The 18358-nt window shown below is 63.3% G+C and carries 16 protein-coding genes; 1 reads left to right on the forward strand and 15 read right to left on the reverse strand.

From position 1 onward, the window contains the following. Positions 1-87 precede the first annotated feature (87 nt). Complete coding sequence (locus BM438_RS03965; RefSeq protein ID WP_093633017.1) at positions 88-951, forward strand: tyrosine-protein phosphatase; 864 nt, start codon at positions 88-90, stop codon at positions 949-951. A gap of 140 nt (positions 952-1091) precedes the next feature. Here the strand turns inward: BM438_RS03965 and BM438_RS03970 are convergent, their stop codons facing one another. The 15 genes from BM438_RS03970 to BM438_RS04040 all read right to left on the reverse strand — a co-directional run bounded on the left by BM438_RS03970 (position 1092) and on the right by BM438_RS04040 (position 18354). Then, complete coding sequence (locus BM438_RS03970; RefSeq protein WP_093633018.1) at positions 1092-2168, reverse strand: 3-ketosteroid-9-alpha-monooxygenase, oxygenase component; 1077 nt, start codon at positions 2166-2168, stop codon at positions 1092-1094. 175 nt (positions 2169-2343) lie between these two features. Next, positions 2344-4845 (reverse strand): efflux RND transporter permease subunit, encoded by a 2502-nt coding sequence (locus BM438_RS03975; RefSeq protein WP_093633019.1) that lies wholly within the window; start codon positions 4843-4845, stop codon positions 2344-2346. Positions 4846-4942: 97 nt separating this feature from the next. After that, a complete protein-coding gene (locus tag BM438_RS03980) occupies positions 4943-5953 on the reverse strand; it encodes a beta propeller repeat protein (RefSeq protein ID WP_093633020.1) in 1011 nt (336 codons plus the stop codon). A gap of 123 nt (positions 5954-6076) precedes the next feature. Next, positions 6077-7282 carry an acetyl-CoA C-acyltransferase gene (locus BM438_RS03985; protein ID WP_093633021.1) on the reverse strand — a complete coding sequence of 402 codons (1206 nt, stop codon included), beginning with the start codon at positions 7280-7282 and terminating at the stop codon, positions 6077-6079. A 40-nt stretch (positions 7283-7322) separates the two neighbouring features. Continuing rightward, positions 7323-7808 (reverse strand): MaoC family dehydratase, encoded by a 486-nt coding sequence (locus BM438_RS03990; RefSeq protein ID WP_093633244.1) that lies wholly within the window; start codon positions 7806-7808, stop codon positions 7323-7325. Positions 7809-7828: 20 nt separating this feature from the next. Then, complete coding sequence (locus tag BM438_RS03995; protein ID WP_093633022.1) at positions 7829-8632, reverse strand: SDR family oxidoreductase; 804 nt, start codon at positions 8630-8632, stop codon at positions 7829-7831. Further along, a complete protein-coding gene (locus BM438_RS04000; protein ID WP_093633023.1) occupies positions 8629-9825 on the reverse strand; it encodes an acyl-CoA dehydrogenase family protein in 1197 nt (398 codons plus the stop codon). The genes BM438_RS03995 and BM438_RS04000 overlap by 4 nt, the downstream gene beginning before the upstream one ends. Continuing rightward, positions 9825-11099, reverse strand: coding sequence for an acyl-CoA dehydrogenase family protein (locus BM438_RS04005; RefSeq protein WP_093633024.1), 1275 nt, complete (start codon positions 11097-11099; stop codon positions 9825-9827). Before BM438_RS04005 ends, BM438_RS04000 begins: the two co-directional genes overlap by 1 nt. Before the next feature lie 4 nt (positions 11100-11103). After that, the gene (locus BM438_RS04010) at positions 11104-11979 is read right to left on the reverse strand and encodes an SDR family oxidoreductase (protein ID WP_093633025.1); all 876 of its coding nucleotides are present in this window, start codon (positions 11977-11979) and stop codon (positions 11104-11106) included. Between the two features lie 45 nt (positions 11980-12024). Then, a complete protein-coding gene (locus BM438_RS04015) occupies positions 12025-13176 on the reverse strand; it encodes an acetyl-CoA C-acetyltransferase (protein WP_093633026.1) in 1152 nt (383 codons plus the stop codon). After that, positions 13176-14237 carry an acyl-CoA dehydrogenase family protein gene (locus BM438_RS04020; protein ID WP_093633027.1) on the reverse strand — a complete coding sequence of 354 codons (1062 nt, stop codon included), beginning with the start codon at positions 14235-14237 and terminating at the stop codon, positions 13176-13178. Before BM438_RS04020 ends, BM438_RS04015 begins: the two co-directional genes overlap by 1 nt. A 69-nt stretch (positions 14238-14306) precedes the next feature. Further along, entirely contained in the window at positions 14307-15488 is a 1182-nt protein-coding gene (locus BM438_RS04025; RefSeq protein ID WP_093633028.1) for an acyl-CoA dehydrogenase family protein, read from the reverse strand. Next, positions 15485-16303: an enoyl-CoA hydratase family protein gene (locus tag BM438_RS04030; protein WP_093633029.1), complete on the reverse strand. Its 819-nt coding sequence runs from the start codon at positions 16301-16303 to the stop codon at positions 15485-15487. The genes BM438_RS04025 and BM438_RS04030 overlap by 4 nt, the downstream gene beginning before the upstream one ends. A 78-nt stretch (positions 16304-16381) precedes the next feature. Then, complete coding sequence (locus BM438_RS04035; RefSeq protein WP_093633030.1) at positions 16382-17464, reverse strand: NAD(P)H-dependent flavin oxidoreductase; 1083 nt, start codon at positions 17462-17464, stop codon at positions 16382-16384. Next, entirely contained in the window at positions 17461-18354 is an 894-nt protein-coding gene (locus BM438_RS04040; RefSeq protein WP_093633031.1) for an enoyl-CoA hydratase, read from the reverse strand. Before BM438_RS04040 ends, BM438_RS04035 begins: the two co-directional genes overlap by 4 nt. Positions 18355-18358 lie beyond the last annotated feature (4 nt).

Genomic DNA, 18358 nt, shown 5'->3' on the forward strand with positions numbered 1-18358 from the left:
CACTAACAAATCAAGGAAAGGCACAAAAGCCAGAACACAGACAAAAAGCGCCGCGCAGGCAAAAAACCTAAAATTCAAACCACAATCATGAAATCCAACCCATACAGACCCGCAGCATTCGGTGCCCTGCTTACAGCAATAACCATCACAACAACAGCGCAGCCCGCCCCAGCCGCAGGCACCCCCAACCCTTACATCCAGATGGAAAAAATCCAGAACACCCGCGCCCTGGCGGGCATAGCAACAAAAGAAGGCCGGCAAATCCAGCCCGGCCGCCTCTTCCGGAGCGGCAACCCAGCCTTCGCCACACCGGCCGACATCGCCAAACTCAAGGCGATGCACCTCGACGTCATCCTCGACTTCCGCGCTGAAAGCGAAAAAAAATCCACCGAACAACCCTTCGCCTCCCAATTCCCCTGGCAAGCCGACCCGGTCCTCGCCGGCAACCTCGCGCCGGAAACCATCATCCCCATGCTCAAGCGCTCGACGCCCACGCAAATGCATCAGTTCATGGTGTCGCTCTACCAGCAATTCCCAGGCACCTATCAAGCGCAATTCGCACGCTTCCTCAAGCTCGCCGAAGACAATAAAACCATGCTCTATCACTGCACCGCAGGTAAAGATCGCACAGGCTTCGCGACAGTCCTGCTGCTGTCGGCCATGGGTGTCGATCGAGCAACGGTGATTGCCGACTACCTGGCGTCGAATCGCTATAACGCCGCAGGCAACGCACAAGCAACCGCGCAGTTGCAGAAGATCGGCGTCGCGCCCGACGTCCTGGCGCCGCTGCTCGCGGTAGACCCGGATTACATCGGCGCAGCCATGGAGGTGATCGATCAGCAGTACGGCGGGATGCAGCATTACCTCGTGGATGTGCTGCACGTGAACGTGGAGAAGATCCAGCAGAACTATCTGGAACCGTCGACACACGCTGCGACGACGAACCCGTAAGCGCAACAGCCCTTGATTGCCTCAACACTCGCGCTTCACGCCGCGCCCCGTCTGACCTGAAAAACAGAACCCCACGCTCCGAAAAACGTGGGGTGCTCAGCAATCTGAAGGCGGTGCATGCACAGCCTTCTCAAACATCTTTATCCTTCGAACACGTGCCGCAGCGGCGGCGGCACCCCACCCTCACGCACCTTGATCTCCACCACCTTCCTCGCCGTACTCGACGGTCTCACATCCGCGGCATTGAGGTAAAACTGCGAATACCAGTCGCGCATCTGATACAGCGGCCCGTCGCCCTCGCACAACAGCGGATTGTCGATTCGCGTCTTGCTGTCCCAGATCGCCACGTCTTCATAGAACGCGGCCTGCGCCTGCTTCGAATACGCGCGCGCAATCTCCATGTTCTGTTCGTCCGACAAACCCGGCACCTTCTTCACCATCACGCCGTAACGCAGTTCGAAACTGTTCATGTCGATCGGTACATGGCAGTTCAGCAGTATCGAATGAATCGGATGCCCGCCGCTCTGCCCCGTCATCTCGGTGATGTGGTACGCGGGACCGAAGTAAGTGGACAGCGCAATCAACTCGTCGTCACCGAGGCGTTCGCTGCGGCCAACCAGCAGTTGCGTCGCCTTGTGTCCTTCAAACAGATTCGCGAAGTAATCGATCGGCGCGCCGTGCACGGTTGCGAAGTGCGCCATGTCGGAGATGTTGTCGACCAGTTCACGGCAGTTGGTGCCGATCGTCATCAGGTCGACCACCCAGTCCGACCATTCGTCCGAGAAACACGCATCGATGCGGGGAATCGTCACCTCTTCCGACGGCGGATTGCCTTCGGGATCGTGCCAGATGAACAGCAGTTGATTCTGCTCACACGTCTGCCATGTGCCGATCTTCGCTTTCGGCGGGATCCGCTTGCAATACGGAATCGACTGGCAATTGCCGTCGCCGTCCCATTGCCAACCGTGAAACGGGCACACTAGCGTGTCGCCATCCACGCGGCCGGTGCTCAGATCGCCGCCCATGTGCGGGCAAAAACCGTCGACGACGTTTACGCGCCCTTGTGAATCCATGAACGCAGCAAGGCGCTGGCCGAAAATGTTCAGCGTGTGCGGCTTGCCGTCCTTGTATTCGCTGGCAAGACCAAGACAGTGCCAGCCGCGTGCATAACGCTGTACCAGCGGCTGTGATTCGATTTTGTACGGACGTGCGGACATCTCTTATCTCCTCCAATGGAAAAGGCGGCGCTTCTGAATAGCCGCCGTCTTAAGTGTTCTTGAGACGCGCGCTGACCTTCGCGCTCACGCCCGACAATAAGCGCGACGCACTCCGCCTTCATCGTCCCGACGGACTAGGGACTTCATCTACCCTTAAGCGCCCTTTCACAGACCCTCAGCGCCCCGGATTGCCATGCTCGAGCGCAGCCGCCTCGACGTTGCCGGAAGCCGATGCAGCGCCGCGCACGGGCCCATCCGGTGCGTTCGGCACGTTCGCCGCTCCCGAGTTTGGCGCCACATCACGCGCGCCGGCACGCCGCTCCGCCCGCTCCACCCCGAGCCATGCCGCCAGCGCCGGCAACAGGAACACCGCACCGAACAGATTGACGAGGAACATGAAGGCAAGCAGCACGCCCATATCCACCTGGAACTTGAGTGCGGAAAACGCCCACGTCCCCACGCCGATGAACATCGTCACCGCGGTAAACAAGGCTGCGGTGCCGCGTTGGCGCATCGCCGCTGCGAACGCTTCGGGCAACGTGGCGCCGCCGCGCACCTCATGCTGCAAGCGTTCGTACAGGTAGATGCCATAGTCGACGCCCACCCCCACGCCCAGCGTAATCACCGGCAACGTAGCGACCTTCAGGCCGATGCCGAGCCATGCCATCACCGCGTTGCACAAAATCGATACCACTGTCAGCGGCACCACGATGCACAACACCGCGCGCCACGAACGGAACGTCACGAAGCACAGCAACGCGATCGCACCAAAAATCGACAACAGCATCGCCACTTCGGCCTCGCCGACCGCTTCGTTGGTCGCCGCCATCACGCCGACATTGCCGCCCGCAAGCCGGAACGCAATATTCGGCGTGTGATCTTCCGCGGCCAGCCGTTTGATTTCATCGACGATATGCGCGATCGTCTTGCCCTCGTGATCGGTGGTGTAGATCAACACCTGAATCGCCTGGCAGTTCTCGGTGTTCATGCCGTTGTCCGGATCGAACGCACTTGCGCCTTGCGTGAGACCGTCGCTCGAACGCGGCAACGCGCCCCAGCGCGGATTGCCTTCGTTAAAGGCGGCAATCGAAATCTTCGCGAGCGAAGGCACGCTCACCACCGACTGCACGCCCGCCACGCCGCGCATCTCCATCTCGAAGCGCTCGATCGCGCTCATCACCGGATAGTGCAGACAGGCATCGTCGAAACCGGTCGTCTCGACGATCACGGCGAGCGCATCCACGCCGATGTTGTACTGGCTCGTGATCCGCGCGTTGTCGAGGTTGTAGCGCGAGGTGCTGCGCAACTCGGGCGCGCCGGCGCCGATGTCGCCGATCTGCAGATTGCGCGACTCCTTCGCGCCGAACGCCAGCAACAGCAGTGCGATCACGAACACGCCAAGCGCCGGCGCTGGGCGCGCAAACATCGCAAAACGCGTCCACAGGCGGCTGCCGCCTTGCGCTGCACGGCTCTGTGCACGCGCCAGCGTGCCGGCCTCCAGCCGCGTGTACGACAACAGGATCGGCAGAAACACCTTGTTGGTGACGATCATCAGCAGCACGCCGAGGCACGCCGTGACACCCAGCTCACGCACGATCTCGATCTGGATGCGCATGATCACCATGAAGCCGAGCGCATTCGTCAACAACGCAACTGTGCCTGGCACGAACAGCTTGCGAAACGCGTCGCGTGCCGCATCGGTCGAGGACATGCCGGCGACCAGCGCCTGCTTCCACGCATTGGTCATCTGCACGGCATGCGAGACGCCGATCGAGAAAATCAGGAACGGAACGAGGATCGACATCGGATCGATGCCGAGGCCGAGAATCGGCAACGCGCCGAGCAGCCACACCACCGGCAGCAACGCCACGAACAGCGCGAGCACCGTGGTCTTTGCCGAACGCGTATAAGCAAACAGCAGCGCGGCGGTAATCAGAAACGCGAGCGCGAAGAAACCGATCACGCCGCTGATCCCCGCCTCCACATCCCCCACCAGTTTCGCAAAGCCGATGATGTCGACCTCGACATCCTGTTTCGAATAGCGCGCGCGGATCTGTTCGAGTTGGCGTGCAACCGCACCGTAATCCAGATGCTTGCCGGTGACGGGATCGGTCTCGCGCAACTCCGCGCGAATCAGCGCGGAATGCAGGTCATTGCCGACCAGCCTGCCGATCTGCCCGGAACGCGCGACATTGCGGCGCACTTTGGCAAGGTCGTCGGGATTGGCGCTGCTGAACTGGCCGGGGACAACCACGTCGCCACGAAAACCCGCTTCGGTGACCTCCGTATAACGCACGTTCGGCGTGAACAGCGAGAACACGCGCGAGCGATTCACGCCGGGAATGAAGAACACATCATCGGTCGCGTGACGCAGGTCGTCCATGAACGCCTGGTTGTAGATGTCGCCGTGGCCCTTCCAGCGCAGACTCACGAGAATCGTGTTCGCGCCCGGAAAGGCGCTCGCATAGTGGTTGAACACCTGCATATACGGGTGCTGCATCGGGATCATCTTGTTGAACCCGGGGTCGAGCCGCAAGCGCGTCGCGGAACAACCCAGTGCGACGGTCACCGCGAGGCACAGCGTCAGCAGGATGCGCCGCTGCCGCATGATGGCGTCGGCACAACGCTCGACAAAACGCGCAAGGCAGGACGAAGAAGGACGGGACGATACATTCATGATGCGTCTCACTGCAAGGCAACGGGGAGCGCGGCGGGCGTGGCTAACCGGTGGCCGGCGAGCGCGCTATGGAGTGTCGGCGAACCAAGCCGCGCGTTCAGGAAGGTGATGCGCCTGGCGTAACAGGCGGAGACGCAAGCGGCGTTCGGACTGCGGGCAATACCGGCAGCAACGCGATACCCGCTTCGCCACCCAACGCAAGCTCGCCATGCCCGGCGTCGACCACGGTCGCGAGGCTCTGCACGCCACCCACCTTGCGTACCGCGAAGCTCTGCCCGTTATCGCGCGAGGTGACGATCGCGCCGCCCTGGCCGACCAGCACGAGTTCGCCGTCGGCGAGTTGCGCCGCGCCGAAGTACGAGGTGCCGATGCGGCTATCGATGTGTGTCCACGTGTCGCCCTGATCGCTGCTGCGCAGCACATTGCCGCGCATGCCGTAGGCGAGCCAGTCACCGTCGGCCAGTTTCAGCACGCCGAATAGCGAACCCTGATAGGGCACGGGACGCTTCTCCCAGCTCGCGCCGTTGTCGGTCGAGCGCAGCAGCGTGCCGGTTTCGCCGGCAATCATCAGACGGCCGCTTGCATCGCCGGCAATCGCATTCAGGTGACGATCGTCGGCGGGCGTTTTTTGTTGGGCCCAGGTGGCGCCCGCGTCGTGCGAGACCAACAATTGGCCGAAGCTGCCGCTCGCGAACACCAGTCCGCTTGCGTTGCCCCACACGGACAGCAGCGGGTCCGAATGCTGGCGATCGAAGCGCACTTCGCTCCAGTGCGCGCCGCCATCGACGGTACGCACGATCCAGCCGTCATGTCCCACCGCGATGCCAATACGCGGCGAGATGAAGAACACCTGCGTGAGTGCCGACGCCTCGTCGGACGCCATCGCGGCGCGTCGCCATGAAGCGCCTGCATCGTCGCTCAGGAGGATCACGCCGCGCTCGCCCACCGCGACGAGCCGTGTGCCGGCTTTGGCCAGTCCGTTGATCTGCAGGCGATCGGCCTGAATGCTGGTCGCCGCGAAGGCCGGCACCGGGCGAGGCGAAAACGCAAACAGCGCCGCGCCCAGTACGGCCGCTGAGAGCAGCAGGCCAGGTAGTGTCGATTTCATTTTTTGTCTCCTGTCGACAAGAGTTGGCGCTTTAACGTGTCGACCAGAGTTCGCGCTTTAGCGCGTTACTCAGGTCCCATGCAGAGCACTTACTCTGGTCCCATGCAAAGCTCCGACCGCGGTCTACGCCGCTGTTTCGAAGAGTGCCGCGGCGCCCATTCCGCCGCCGACGCACATTGTCACGACGACATAGCGCACACCGCGCCGCCGCGCTTCGAGCAAACCGTGCATCGTCATGCGGGTGCCGGACATACCGAACGGATGGCCGACCGAAATAGCGCCGCCGTTCACGTTCAGACGATCGGCCGGAATATGCAGCTGATCGCGGCAGTAAATGACCTGACACGCGAACGCCTCATTCATCTCCCACAGGCCGATGTCGTTTACCGTCAGCCGATGACGCGCCAGCAGTTTCGGCACCGCGAGCGCCGGACCGATGCCCATTTCGTCGGCGTCGCAGCCCGCCACCGCCATGCCGCGATAGATACCGAGCGGTTTCAAACCACGCTGATTCGCCTCCGTTGCGCTCATCACGACCACCGCTGCTGCGCCGTCGGACAGTTGCGACGCATTGCCCGCAGTAATGAATTCTCCCAGCGCGACCGCCTCACCACCGCTCCAGACCGGTTTCAGCGCAGCCAGACTGGCCGCGCTGGTATCCGCGCGATTGCATTCGTCGCGCGTGGCCCGCACGCTTTCGTGGCCAAGCGGCTTGCCTTCCTTGTCGAACAGCGCGCGTTGCGCATCGAACGGCACGATCTCTTCCTCGAAGCGCCCCGCCGCTTGCGCTGCGGCCGTGCGCTGTTGGCTCGTCAGTGCGTATTCATCCTGCGCCGCACGCGAGATTCCATAACGACGCGAGACGATTTCCGCCGTTTCGATCATCGCCATGTACGCAGCCGGCTGATGCGCGAGCACCGCGTCCGAGCGTACCCGGTACGCATTCTTGTGCTTGTTCTGCGTCAGCGTGATCGACTCGACGCCGCCCGCCACCACGATCCGCGCGTCGCCGCACAGAATGTTCTGCGCGGCCGTCGCGATTGTCATCAAGCCCGATGAACACATCCGGTCCATCGCCATGCCCGGCACCGAAGCAGGCAAGCCCGCCGCAGCCGCCGAAAGCCGGCCGATGTTGTAGCCCTGGGTACCTTGCTGCGCGGCGCAGCCCATCAGCACGTCGTCGATATCAGTGGGATCGAGTTGCGCGCGTTCGACCGCGGCCCGCACCACATGGCCGCCGAGTGCGGGCGCGTCGGTGTCGTTGAACACGCCGCGATACGCTTTGCCGATCGGTGTGCGTGCAACCGAGACGATGACCGCTTCGTTCATGAACTATTCCTCTACGGGTTCTACAGCTTTCTTCGGATTTCTACAGGTAGTAGCGGCTGATGGTGTCGGCCACGCAACCGGGTTTGGTCTCACCATCGATTTCCACGGTCACGCGAATCCACGCCTGCACGCCGCCCTCGATCGCTTCAGCGCGCAGCAACTGACCGACGCCTCGAATGCGTGCACCGGCTCGCACGGGCGCGGGGAAGCGGATCTTGTCGCAGCCGTAATTGACGCCGAGCCGCGCGCCGTCGATACGTACAATCTGCGGCAGAAAGAAATTGACGAGCGAGAGGGTCAGGAAGCCGTGGGCGATACAGCCGCCGAACGGACCTTGTTGCGCGCGTTCGGCATCGACATGGACCCATTGATGATCGAGTGTGGCGTCCGCGAACAGCGCGATGCGCGCCTGCTCGACCTGCATCCACGCGCTTTCACCGAGCCGCTCGCCGACCGCGGCGACCAGCTCGTCCGGATGAGCGAACACGCGAACCGGCTGCGGGTTGCCGCGAACTTCAGCCCGCATTTCAGTCACGAGGCTATCCATCACGCGTGCTGACTGCTGACCGACAGCACTTCGCCGGTCATATACGACGCGTAGTCGCTTGCCAGAAAGACCATCACGTTCGCTACCTCCCACACTTCGGCGGCGCGTCCGAATGCTTCACGCGACGCCAGTTGATCGAGCAGATCGGCCGAAGCCGACTTCTTCAGAAAATCGTGCAGCGCAATACTCGGCGCCACCGCGTTGATGCGCACACCGTACGGCGCGGCTTCGAGCGCGGCGCAGCGCGTCAGCGCCATCACGCCGGCCTTCGCCGCCGCGTAATGCGCCTGTTCCGCCTGCGCCCGCCAGCCGAGCACCGATGCGTTATTCACGATCACGCCACGGCCACGCTGCTGCATGTGCGGCAACATCGCCCGCGTCATCCGGAAGGTGCCGGTGAGGCTAATGTCGATCACCCGCGACCATTCGGCATCGTCCATTTCGACGATGCGACGCGCGCCGCCGAGCCCGGCGTTGTTGATCAGTACGTCGACGCCTTGCATCCTGTCCTCGGCGTCCGCGACCAGCGCGCGTACGTCATCTTCCACTGAGACGTTGCACAGACGGCCGTAAACCTTTTGCAAACCCGTTTCCGCACGCAAGGTTTCGACTGCCTGCGCGAGGCGCCGCTCGTGGATGTCGGAGATGAAGAGCGCGCGGCAGCCTTCTTCCGCGCAGCGTTTGGCGGCGGCGAAACCGATACCTACACCGGCGGCCGCTGTAATCAGCACAGATTTGCCAGCCAGCAGTTGATGACCCGGCACGTAGGCAGGCGCGGTCCGCACCGTTTGGGATTCGTTCATTGCGTTCCTCGGGGTTCTCTCGGCATGCCGAGCCCGCGCTCGGCCATGATGTTCAGTTGGATTTCGTTGGTGCCCGCGTAGATCGTGTCGGCGCGCGAGAAGAGAAACACGCCCTGCAGGCGGGTGCGTTTTGCGTCGGCGCGGTCGATCACGTTAGCGTCGGGCCCAAGCACGTCCATCGCCAATTGGCCGAGCTCGCGATGCCAGTTCGACCAGTAGTATTTGTAGATCAGCGCTTCACGGCCCAACGCGCCGCCGCCTTCATCGGCATCGGCACCCGCCAGCATGCGCAGCGCGTTGTAGCGCATCACGCGCAAGCCGCTCCACGCTCGTGCGATTCGTTGGCGAATCAACGGGTCATTCGCGACGCCCGCTTCATGCGCCGCGTCGACCACCCATTCGAGTTCGCGGATGAACTGCATCTGCTGACCGAGCGTGGACATGCCGCGCTCGAAACCGAGCAACGTCATCGCAATGCGCCAGCCGTCGCCAGGCGTACCGACCAGATCTTCAGCAGCGGCGAGTGCGCCGTCGAAAAACACTTCGTTGAATTCGGCGCCGCCGTTCAATTGTTTGATCGGACGAATTTCGATGCCGGGTTGATCGAGTAGCATCAACAGAAACGACAATCCGCGATTGCCGCGCGATTCCGCATCCGTGCGTGCGATCACGAAGATCCAGTCGGAATCGTGTGCCAGCGAGGTCCAGACTTTCTGGCCATGCACGCGCCAGTTGCCGTTTTCGTCGCGGACTGCGCGAGTGCGGACGTTCGCGAGATCTGAACCCGCGCCCGGTTCCGAATAGCCCTGGCACCAGAACTGCGTGCCCTTCAGGATGCCGGGCAGAAAGCGCTTGCGTTGGTCTTCGGTGCCGCATGCGATCAGGGTTGGTCCGAGAAGACCTTCGCCGATATGGCCCATGCGCCCGGGACCACCAGCGCGGGCGTATTCCTCGTGGAAGATCACCTGGTCGGCGACGGACATTGCGCGGCCGCCTTGTTCTTTTGGCCAGCCGAGACCCGTCCAGCCGCCGCTTGCCAGTTCGCGCTCCCATTTCTTGCGTAATGCCGGATAGGCCTCTTCGTCGCCGGGACCGCCGCGGTATTGCAGGCAGGCGAACTCGCCGCTCAGATGCGCAGTCATCCAGTCGGCGACTTCCACGCGCAGGTGGTGTTGTTGCGTTTCGCTGTTCATTAAAGGACTCCGGCGAGGACGGCTTGTGCGTGGTCGTCGGTATGTGCAAGCGGCGACGGCACTGCTGCGCTAGAAGCCTCACTATGGTCGATCACCTGCTCCGCGATAAACGACAGCATCTGCGCGGTCGTGCCAAATAGCGCGCTGCACGCCTGTGCGCGTTTGAAATACAGTTGTGGGTCGTATTCCCATGTGAAACCGACGCCGCCGTGAAGCTGGATCGCTTCCTGAGCGCAGAACCGGAAAGCGTCGTTGGCGGTGGCTTTTGCTGTGGCGATGTCGGCAAGCACGTCCGGTGGTAACGAAGCGCACGGCTGATTGCGCATTTGGTCCGGCACCTGAGCCCGTATTTGATTCCGCGCCTGGTCCCACGTCTGCGCCGCGCCTAGCACGGCCGAACGCGCCGCCTCGATTTCAACCATCATCTGTGCGCAACGGTGTTTGACTGCCTGAAACGATGCAATCGCGCGGCCGAATTGCACGCGCTCCGCCGCGTAGGCAAGCGTGAGATCGAGACATTGCTGCGCGCCGCCGAGCTGTTCCGCCGCCAGCGCCAATGCTGCAAACCATGCAGTCTCAGACAGCGCGCGTTGCGCCTCACGGCCACAAACCAGCAGCGCCTCACGCGGCACATCGACGGCATTCAGCTCAACGCGCGCCAAGGGACGCGTCGCATCCAGCGTGACAAGTGGCGTGCGGGTGAGGCCGGCAAGATCAGCATCGTTCAATTCGAACAGCGCGATGGTTTGCGCTTCGTTCGCGATCAAGGCGGGCACCAGCAACAGATCGGCGCTTGCACCATCGACAACCTGCGCCAACGTACCCGACAAACGGTAGCCGTGAGCCGTCTCTTCCGCGTAAATCGAAACCATCCTCGCATCAAAGCCAGCCCCAGCCTGCAACGCCACCGTCGCGCTCACCTCGCCGCTCGCAATTTGCGAAAGCCACGCGCGCGTCGCCTCGGATTCACACTGCGCCAGCGCCGTCGTCGCCAGACACACCGTGCCGAAATAAGGCACACAGGCAAGGCGGCGCCCCATCTGTTCCATTAGCAACACCAGCTCCATCGCGCCCAGCCCAGCCCCGCCCGCCGCTTCCGGCACGGTCAGCGCGCACCAGCCGAGCTCGCCTGCAAGCGTGTGCCACAGCCCATCGTCGCGACCCGCGGTATGTTCAATCGCCTGCCGCACCGCCGCCGATGCGCTGCGCTCGGCCAGCACGTCGGCCGCCGAATCGCGAATCATGGTTTGTTCTTCGGAAAGAGCGAGGTTCATCGCATCAGCTTCCGTAGACTTGCTGCGCCGGCTCACGTTCTGCCACCAGCGCCGCCACCGCACCACCCAGTGCAGTGACTTGCCAGCGCGCGCCGATGTCGATGCGCGGCCCCGTGCGCCAACCTTCGGCCACGGCGATCATGCCGCCCGCCGCTTCGAACACCTGCCCGGTCACGTCACGCGATTCAGCACTGCCGAGCCAGACGACCAGCGGCGCGACATTCGCCGGATCGAAATAGTCGAAGCCATTGGCAGGCTTTTTCATCATCTCCGCAAACACACCTTCGGTCATCGACGTGCGCGCCGCCGGCGCCAGCGCGTTCACCCGCACGCCGTAGCGCTGCAGTTCCGCGGCCTGCATCAACGTCAAAGCCGCGATTGCCGCCTTGGCCGCGCCATAGTTCGCCTGGCCGATCGAGCCTTGCAAACCCGCTCCCGAACTCGTGTTGACGATGCGCGCGTCCACCTCGCGCCCCGCCTTCGATGCATCACGCCACGCCTTTGCCAGCAGATGCGCAAGGCAGAAATGCCCGCGCAGATGCACCCGCATCACGTCGTCCCAATCTGCTTCGGTCATGCTGGTGAACATCCGGTCGCGGCAAATGCCCGCGTTGTTCACCAGCACATGAATCTCGCCGAAGGCTTCGTGCGTGACATCGATGATGCGTTGCGCCGTGTAGATGCGCGTGATGTCGTCGGCATTGGCCAGTGCCCGCCCGCCGGCACGCACAATCTCGTCGCAGACGGCTTGCGCCGCTTCCTGACGAATATCGTTGACCACCACCGCAGCGCCTTCGGCGGCAAACGCCAGCGCGTACTCTCGACCCAACCCTCCCCCCGCGCCGGTGATGATCACGGTGCGTTCGTTGCAGATTCCCATGCTTGATCCTCGTAGACAGTGATGCTCAGATGCGCCGATCGACGCTTACAGACGCTCGATGATCGTGACGTTGGCGAGGCCACCGCCCTCGCACATCGTTTGCAAACCGTAGCGGCCTTGCGTGCGTTCGAGTTCGTGCAGCAGGCTCGTCATCAGCCGCGCGCCGGTTGCGCCGAGCGGATGACCAAGCGCGATCGCGCCGCCGTTCGGATTGGTCTTCTCGTGCGGATAGCGCGTCTCGGCGAGCCACGCCAGCGCCACCGAGGCAAACGCTTCGTTCAGCTCCACCACGTCGATGTCGTCCAGCACGAGGCCGGCCTTCTTCAAGGCGTGACGTGTGGCGGGAATCGGCGCGGTGAGCATCCACAGCGGATCGTCGCCGAGCACGCTCAAGTGATGAATACGGGCGCGCGGCGTGAGGCCGTAACGCTTGAGCGCGTCTTCGGAGACGATCAGCAGCGCCGCTGCCGCATCGCAGGTCTGGCTCGAGACGGCGGCCGTCAACGCGCCGCCGGGCATCAGCGGTTCGAGCGAAGCCATCTTCGCGAGCGTGGTGTCCTTGCGCGGCGTCTCGTCATGGACAACACCGGCGAACGGCACGATTTCGCGCGCAAAGTACCCGCCTTCGATTGCGGCCAATGCGCGCCGGTGGCTCTCCAGCGCGTACTGCTCCATCGTTTCGCGCGACAGATTCCAGTGATCCGCGATCCGCTGCGCCGCATGGAACTGGGAAACCGGCGCATCCCCAAAATGCGCACGCCAGCCGATGCTGCCCGAGAACGGGTCGGTGAAACCGAGCGGCTCGGCCGCCGTCATCGCGGACGAAATCGGAATCTGCGTCATGGTCTGCACGCCGCCCGCGACCACCACGTCCTGCGTGCCGCTCATCACGGCCTGCGCAGCAAAATGCACCGCCTGTTGCGACGAACCGCATTGCCGGTCCACCGTCACGCCGGGCACCGTCAACGGCAAACCCGCAGCGAGCCAGCAGGTGCGCGCAATATTGCCCGCCAGCGGGCCGATCGTATCCACGCAGCCGAACACCACGTCGTCGTATTCATCGGCGGGAATGCCGTTACGGCCAACCAGTTCCTTCAACACGAAGCCGCCGAGATCCGCGGCGTGCACCTGCGCGAGTCCGCCTTTGCGGCGGCCGGTCGGCGTGCGCAACGCATCGACGATATAAGCCTGTTTCATCACGATTCCAGTTCGAAAGTACGGGCCGGTCCGATCGGAGCACATGACTCGATCAGCGCGTCGGCCACGCGGGCCTTGTGAAACGTTATGTCGCCCCAGCTACCCGAAAGCGCCCAGATACGCTTCATGAAGATCTGCAAGTCGAGCTCCCACGTGTAGCCGATTGCGCCATGCACCTGCATCGCGTGGCGCGCGGCGAGCTGCGCCGCAGCGGTGGCGGCGAGCTTCGCGTGGGAGACGTACAGCGCGCGGTTCGGGTCGTTATCCGCGATCGCACAGGCGGCCCGATACACCACGGGCCGCGCGAACTCGTAGCGGATCGCGACGTCGGCGAGCAGGTGCTTGAGCGCCTGATACGAGCCGATCGGTTTGCCGAACTGCTTGCGCTGCGCGCTGTAGTCGATTGCAACGTCGAGCACGCGCTGCGTGAGACCGAGCAACTGCGCGGCGACGGCAAACGCGCCTTGATCCAGTGCGCGCGCCAGCAACGGTTGCGCCTCGGCGGCCGTCGCCACGCGTGTGCTCGCGCTCGCCTGCCAGTCGAGTTCGAATAGGCGACGTGACGGATCGACGCTCTCTACCCCATTCAACCGGCAAGCGTCGGGCGTGAGCCAATGCAATTCGCCCTCCCGCTCACATAGCAAAACCTTCGCGACGTGTGCATCGCTGACATACGGATTCACCGGATGCGCAATCGCCACCCGCGCCGCACCCGCCGCGATATCGCGCAACAATGCGTCGCGTTGCGCACTGGCCGGCAAACCTTCCAGCATGCCGACAGCCACGAGTGCCGTATCGAGCAACGGCTCGGGTCCTGCGAAGTAGCCATAGGTCTGTGCGAGCAGCGCCCACTCCACTTCACCGAGCCCCATCCCGTCGTGACGTTCCAGCACCGACACGGCCGTCAGCCCTTGCGAGGCGAACATGTCCCACATGCGTTCCGAGCGGCCCGTGGGCGTGTTCCACAACTCGCGGATCAGCTCCGGCGTCATCTCCGTCATCAGAAAGCGCTTAACGCTGCTCGCCAACGCTTCCTGATCTTCGTTGAATACGAAATCCATAGTTCCTCGCTCACTCCTTTAAGCGTCTGAATGCGGGCCTGAATGCCGATTGCCCCATCGGCGCCTGCATCACGAGCGCGGCATTCCCAGCATCCGTTCCGCGACGATGTTGCGCTGGATCTCGTTGGTCCCCGCATAGATCGGCCCGGCCTGCGCGAATAGAAAACCATCGAGCCAGGCGCCAAGCGCCGCGTGTTGCTCCTGTGTTTGCGGCACGACCTCCGCGTGCGCGCCGAGAATGTCGAGCGCGGTCTGGTGCATGCGCAGATCGAGTTCGGACCAGAACACTTTGTTGGTACTCGATTCCGCGCCGATGTGACCGCCCTTCTGCAAGCGGCTCGCGGTCGCGTAAGTGGAAAGCGCGTAAGCCTGCGCATCCATCCACGCGCTGATCACCCGATCACGCAAGGTCGGATCGCGGTCGGCTTGCGTGCGATGCGCCAGATAAAGCGCGCGCAATGCCTCGGCGGTACGCTGAAAACGTGCGGGCGAGCGCAGCATCAGGCCGCGTTCGAAACCTGCCGTTGCCATGGCGACCTGCCAGCCCACGCCTTCGCCGGCAAGACGGTTCTCGACCGGCACCCGCACATCGTCGAAGAAGATCTCAGCGAAACCGGTGTGGCCGTTCAATTGACGGATCGGCCGCACCGTGATGCCCGGCGTCGAGAGCTGCACCATCAAGAAGGTCAAGCCGTGGTGACGTGTGGATTGCGGATCGCTGCGAAACAGGCCGAACAGCCAGTCAGCCCACACCGCGCGAGTCGACCAGATCTTCTGACCGTTCAGGATGTATTCGCCGCCCGTACCTTCGTCGGTACGAATAGCACTCGCGCGGATCGCAGCCATGTCGGAGCCTGCGTTCGGCTCAGACCACCCTTGCGCCCAGACGTGTTCGCCGGCCGCCATAGCCGGCAGAAAGCGGGCCTTTTGCTCTTCCGTGCCGAAGTCCATCAAAGTCGGGCCGAGCAGGAAGATGCCGTTCTGATTCACGCGCATCGGTGCGTCGGCGCGCCAGTATTCTTCTTCGAAGATCAGCCACTCGGTCAGATCGCAACCGCGTCCGCCCAATTCGCGCGGCCACGTCACCATGCTCCAGCGGCCCGAATGCAGCGTGCGTTCCCACTCCCGATGCGCGGCAAAGCCGGCTTCAGTATCGAAGCTCGGCAGCGGCTCGCGCGGCACGTGGACCGCGAGCCAGCTGCGAATCTCGGCGCGAAACGCGCGTTGTGCCGGCGTGTAGTCGAGCTTCATGCGCGCACTCCGGTTTTGCGTTCGGCCTCGTTAGCACCATTGAACTGCGCGTCGCGCTTTTCGACGAAGGCCGAGCGTGCTTCCGCCGAGTCGTTCGTCATATACGCCTGCAAGGTGAAGCCCTGCTCCCAGCGGTATTTGTCTTCCAGGTCGCCATCTTCGACACCGTTCAGCGCTTCTTTCGCGAGTTGCAGCATCGCGGGGCTCTTCGCAGCGATCTTGCGGGCGATCTCGAACGCCGCGTCGCGCAACTGTTCGTGCGGCACCACGCGCTCGACTGCGCCGAGCCGGTAGGCTTCAGCGGCGTCGACCATGTCCCCCGTGAAATACATCGCCCGCACTTTCTGCACGCCGAACATGCGCTGCAGATGCGCGCCGCCGCCCATCGCGCCCCGGTCGATCTCAGGTACGCCAAAGCGCGCGCAATCGGACGCGATGATCACGTCCGCCGCGCCGCAAATGCCGATACCACCGCCCAGCACGAAACCATGCACCGCGACGATCACCGGCTTCGGATTGCGGTGCACCGCGCGAAAGGTCGCGTAATTGCCGGCGTTGACCGCAACGATTCGTTCGGGATGCGCAGCCAGTTCCTTGATATCGACGCCCGCGCAAAAGCCGCGCCCGGCACCCCGCAACACGATGACGTGCACGCTGTCGTCGCGGCCGAGCGCGTCGATCGCATCGGCGAGCGCTTGCCAGCCGCGTGCGTCAAGCGCATTGACCGGCGGCTGGTCGATCACCAGTTCGCCGATGCCGCCTTCGCGTTCGATGCTGAACGGCAGCGAGCGGACGCTATTGATGGGTTCTGTCATGTCTCCGTCCCTGGTGAATGTTTGTGGATTTGCTTTATGAGGTCGTGCGTGGCGTCATGTCTTGAGTCATGTCTTACCTCATGCATGAACCGGCGCGCCGCGCATGGCCGCCAGTGCATCGAGCCGCGCCACCGCTTCGTCGACGATGCGTGCGATCAAGGTCTCGCTCGGTTCGATCGCACCAATCACCGCGGCGACCTGGCCGCTCGGCAATACGCCCTCGTCCGGTTTGCCGTCGACGATCGCGCGTTGGATCAAAAACGGCGCGTTCGCCGCCATCAACGTCTGGCTCGCGGTGTAGCTGTGATCGCGCAGCGCCTTGAAGCCGAGTGCAGCCATCTCGCTCAGACTCATGCCGCTCTGACGGCGCCATGCTTCAGCCGTGCGCAACGCAAATAGCGTGCGGCGCAACGGGCCGAATGCTTCAAGGCGCAGCAGATAGGGGTTGTCGATCATTCGCTGCGGCAGGCCGTCCAACGCTGCCGATACACGGATTTGCGCGGGATCGCTGACCTCGACGTAGCGTGCGAGCGTCGAGTGCGGCACGGGCGATTCGGCGGCCATCAGAAAACGCGTGCCCATTGCAATACCTGCTGCGCCGTAGCCGAGCGCCGCCGCGAGGCCACGTCCGTCGAAGAAACCGCCTGCTGCGATCACCGGCACGTTCACTGCATCAAGCACGTTAGGCAGCAGCAGCGTAGTCGGCATCGAGCCGGTGTGCCCACCGCCTTCGGCACCTTGCACTGTGACCGCATCGGCACCGAGTTCGACCGCTTTAGCCGCGTGTTTCGGTGCGCCCACGGTGGGGATGCACATCACGCCCGCGTCCTTGAAGCGGCGGATCGTCTTCGCGTCCGGTCCGCGGCCGTAGCTGACCGCGCGCAGCCGGTGCTTGATCGCCAGATCGACCACCTGTGCCGCGTTCGGCTGGAACATATGGAAGTTGATGCCGAAGGGCTTGTCCGTCAGCTCTTTCACGCGCAGGATTTCCGCCTCCACGCGTTCGGCCTCGAGCGTCGCACCTGCGAGAAAACCAAAACCGCCCGCATTGCAGGTCGCGGCGACGAGCTTCGCATCGGCGACCCAACCCATGGCCGTCTGCACGATGGGATAGCGGCAACCGAGCAGATCGCACAAGGGCGTATGCAGGGTGGCGCTCATGCGGCCTCTCCTTTGGCCTTTGCATCGCTGACGGCCGCGGGACCCGGTCGCTGCGACTCGGCCATCCTGCGTGCGTCGTACCCACCCAGCTTGTCACCGCTCACCAGTTCGTTGTGTGCATGCGCGAAGTGGTGCCATGCGAACGCTGCATCCATCGCCGCACGCTTGCCTTGTAGCTCTTCAACGTGATTCACAGCCTGCTTGGTCAGCGTCAATCCAAGGCGCGGCATGCGTGCGATCTTCGCTGCGATTTCTGCCGTGGCGTCCTGCAACCGCTCGCGCGGCACAACCCGATTGACCATACCCATCTGATACGCACGCGCCGCATCCATCCGCTCGCCGAGAAACAGAAACTCCTTGGCGATGCGCGGATTCAATTCATACGCATGCGCAAAGTACTCGACGCCTGGAATGCCCATGCGTACCACTGGATCGGAAAAGAACGCGTCCTCCGAAGCCACGATCAGGTCGCACACCCACGCCAGCATCAGGCCGCCTGCCACACAGGCGCCCTGCACCATCGCGATGGTCGGCTTGGGCAGATCACGCCAGCGGCGGCACATGCCGAGATACACCTCCTGTTCGCGGGCGTACAGGAACTCGCCACCTTCCTTGCCGACATGGTCGTACCAGAGCGAGGCGCGCTCGAACGACTGATCGATATCTCGACCCGGCGTGCCGATATCGTGACCCGCCGAGAAATGCTTGCCCGCGCCTGCGAGAACAATGACCTTCACCGCATCGTCGTTCGACGCACGCTTGAACGCGGCGTCGAGCGCATACGTCATCTTCGAGTTCTGCGCGTTGTGATACTCGGGGCGATTCATCGTGATCGTGGCGATACCATCGCTCACGCTGTATTCGACGACGCTTTCGTGGGTGGCTTGCATGATG

Origin of the sequence: Paraburkholderia aspalathi (assembly GCF_900116445.1) — a bacterium.
Classification (GTDB): domain Bacteria; phylum Pseudomonadota; class Gammaproteobacteria; order Burkholderiales; family Burkholderiaceae; genus Paraburkholderia; species Paraburkholderia aspalathi.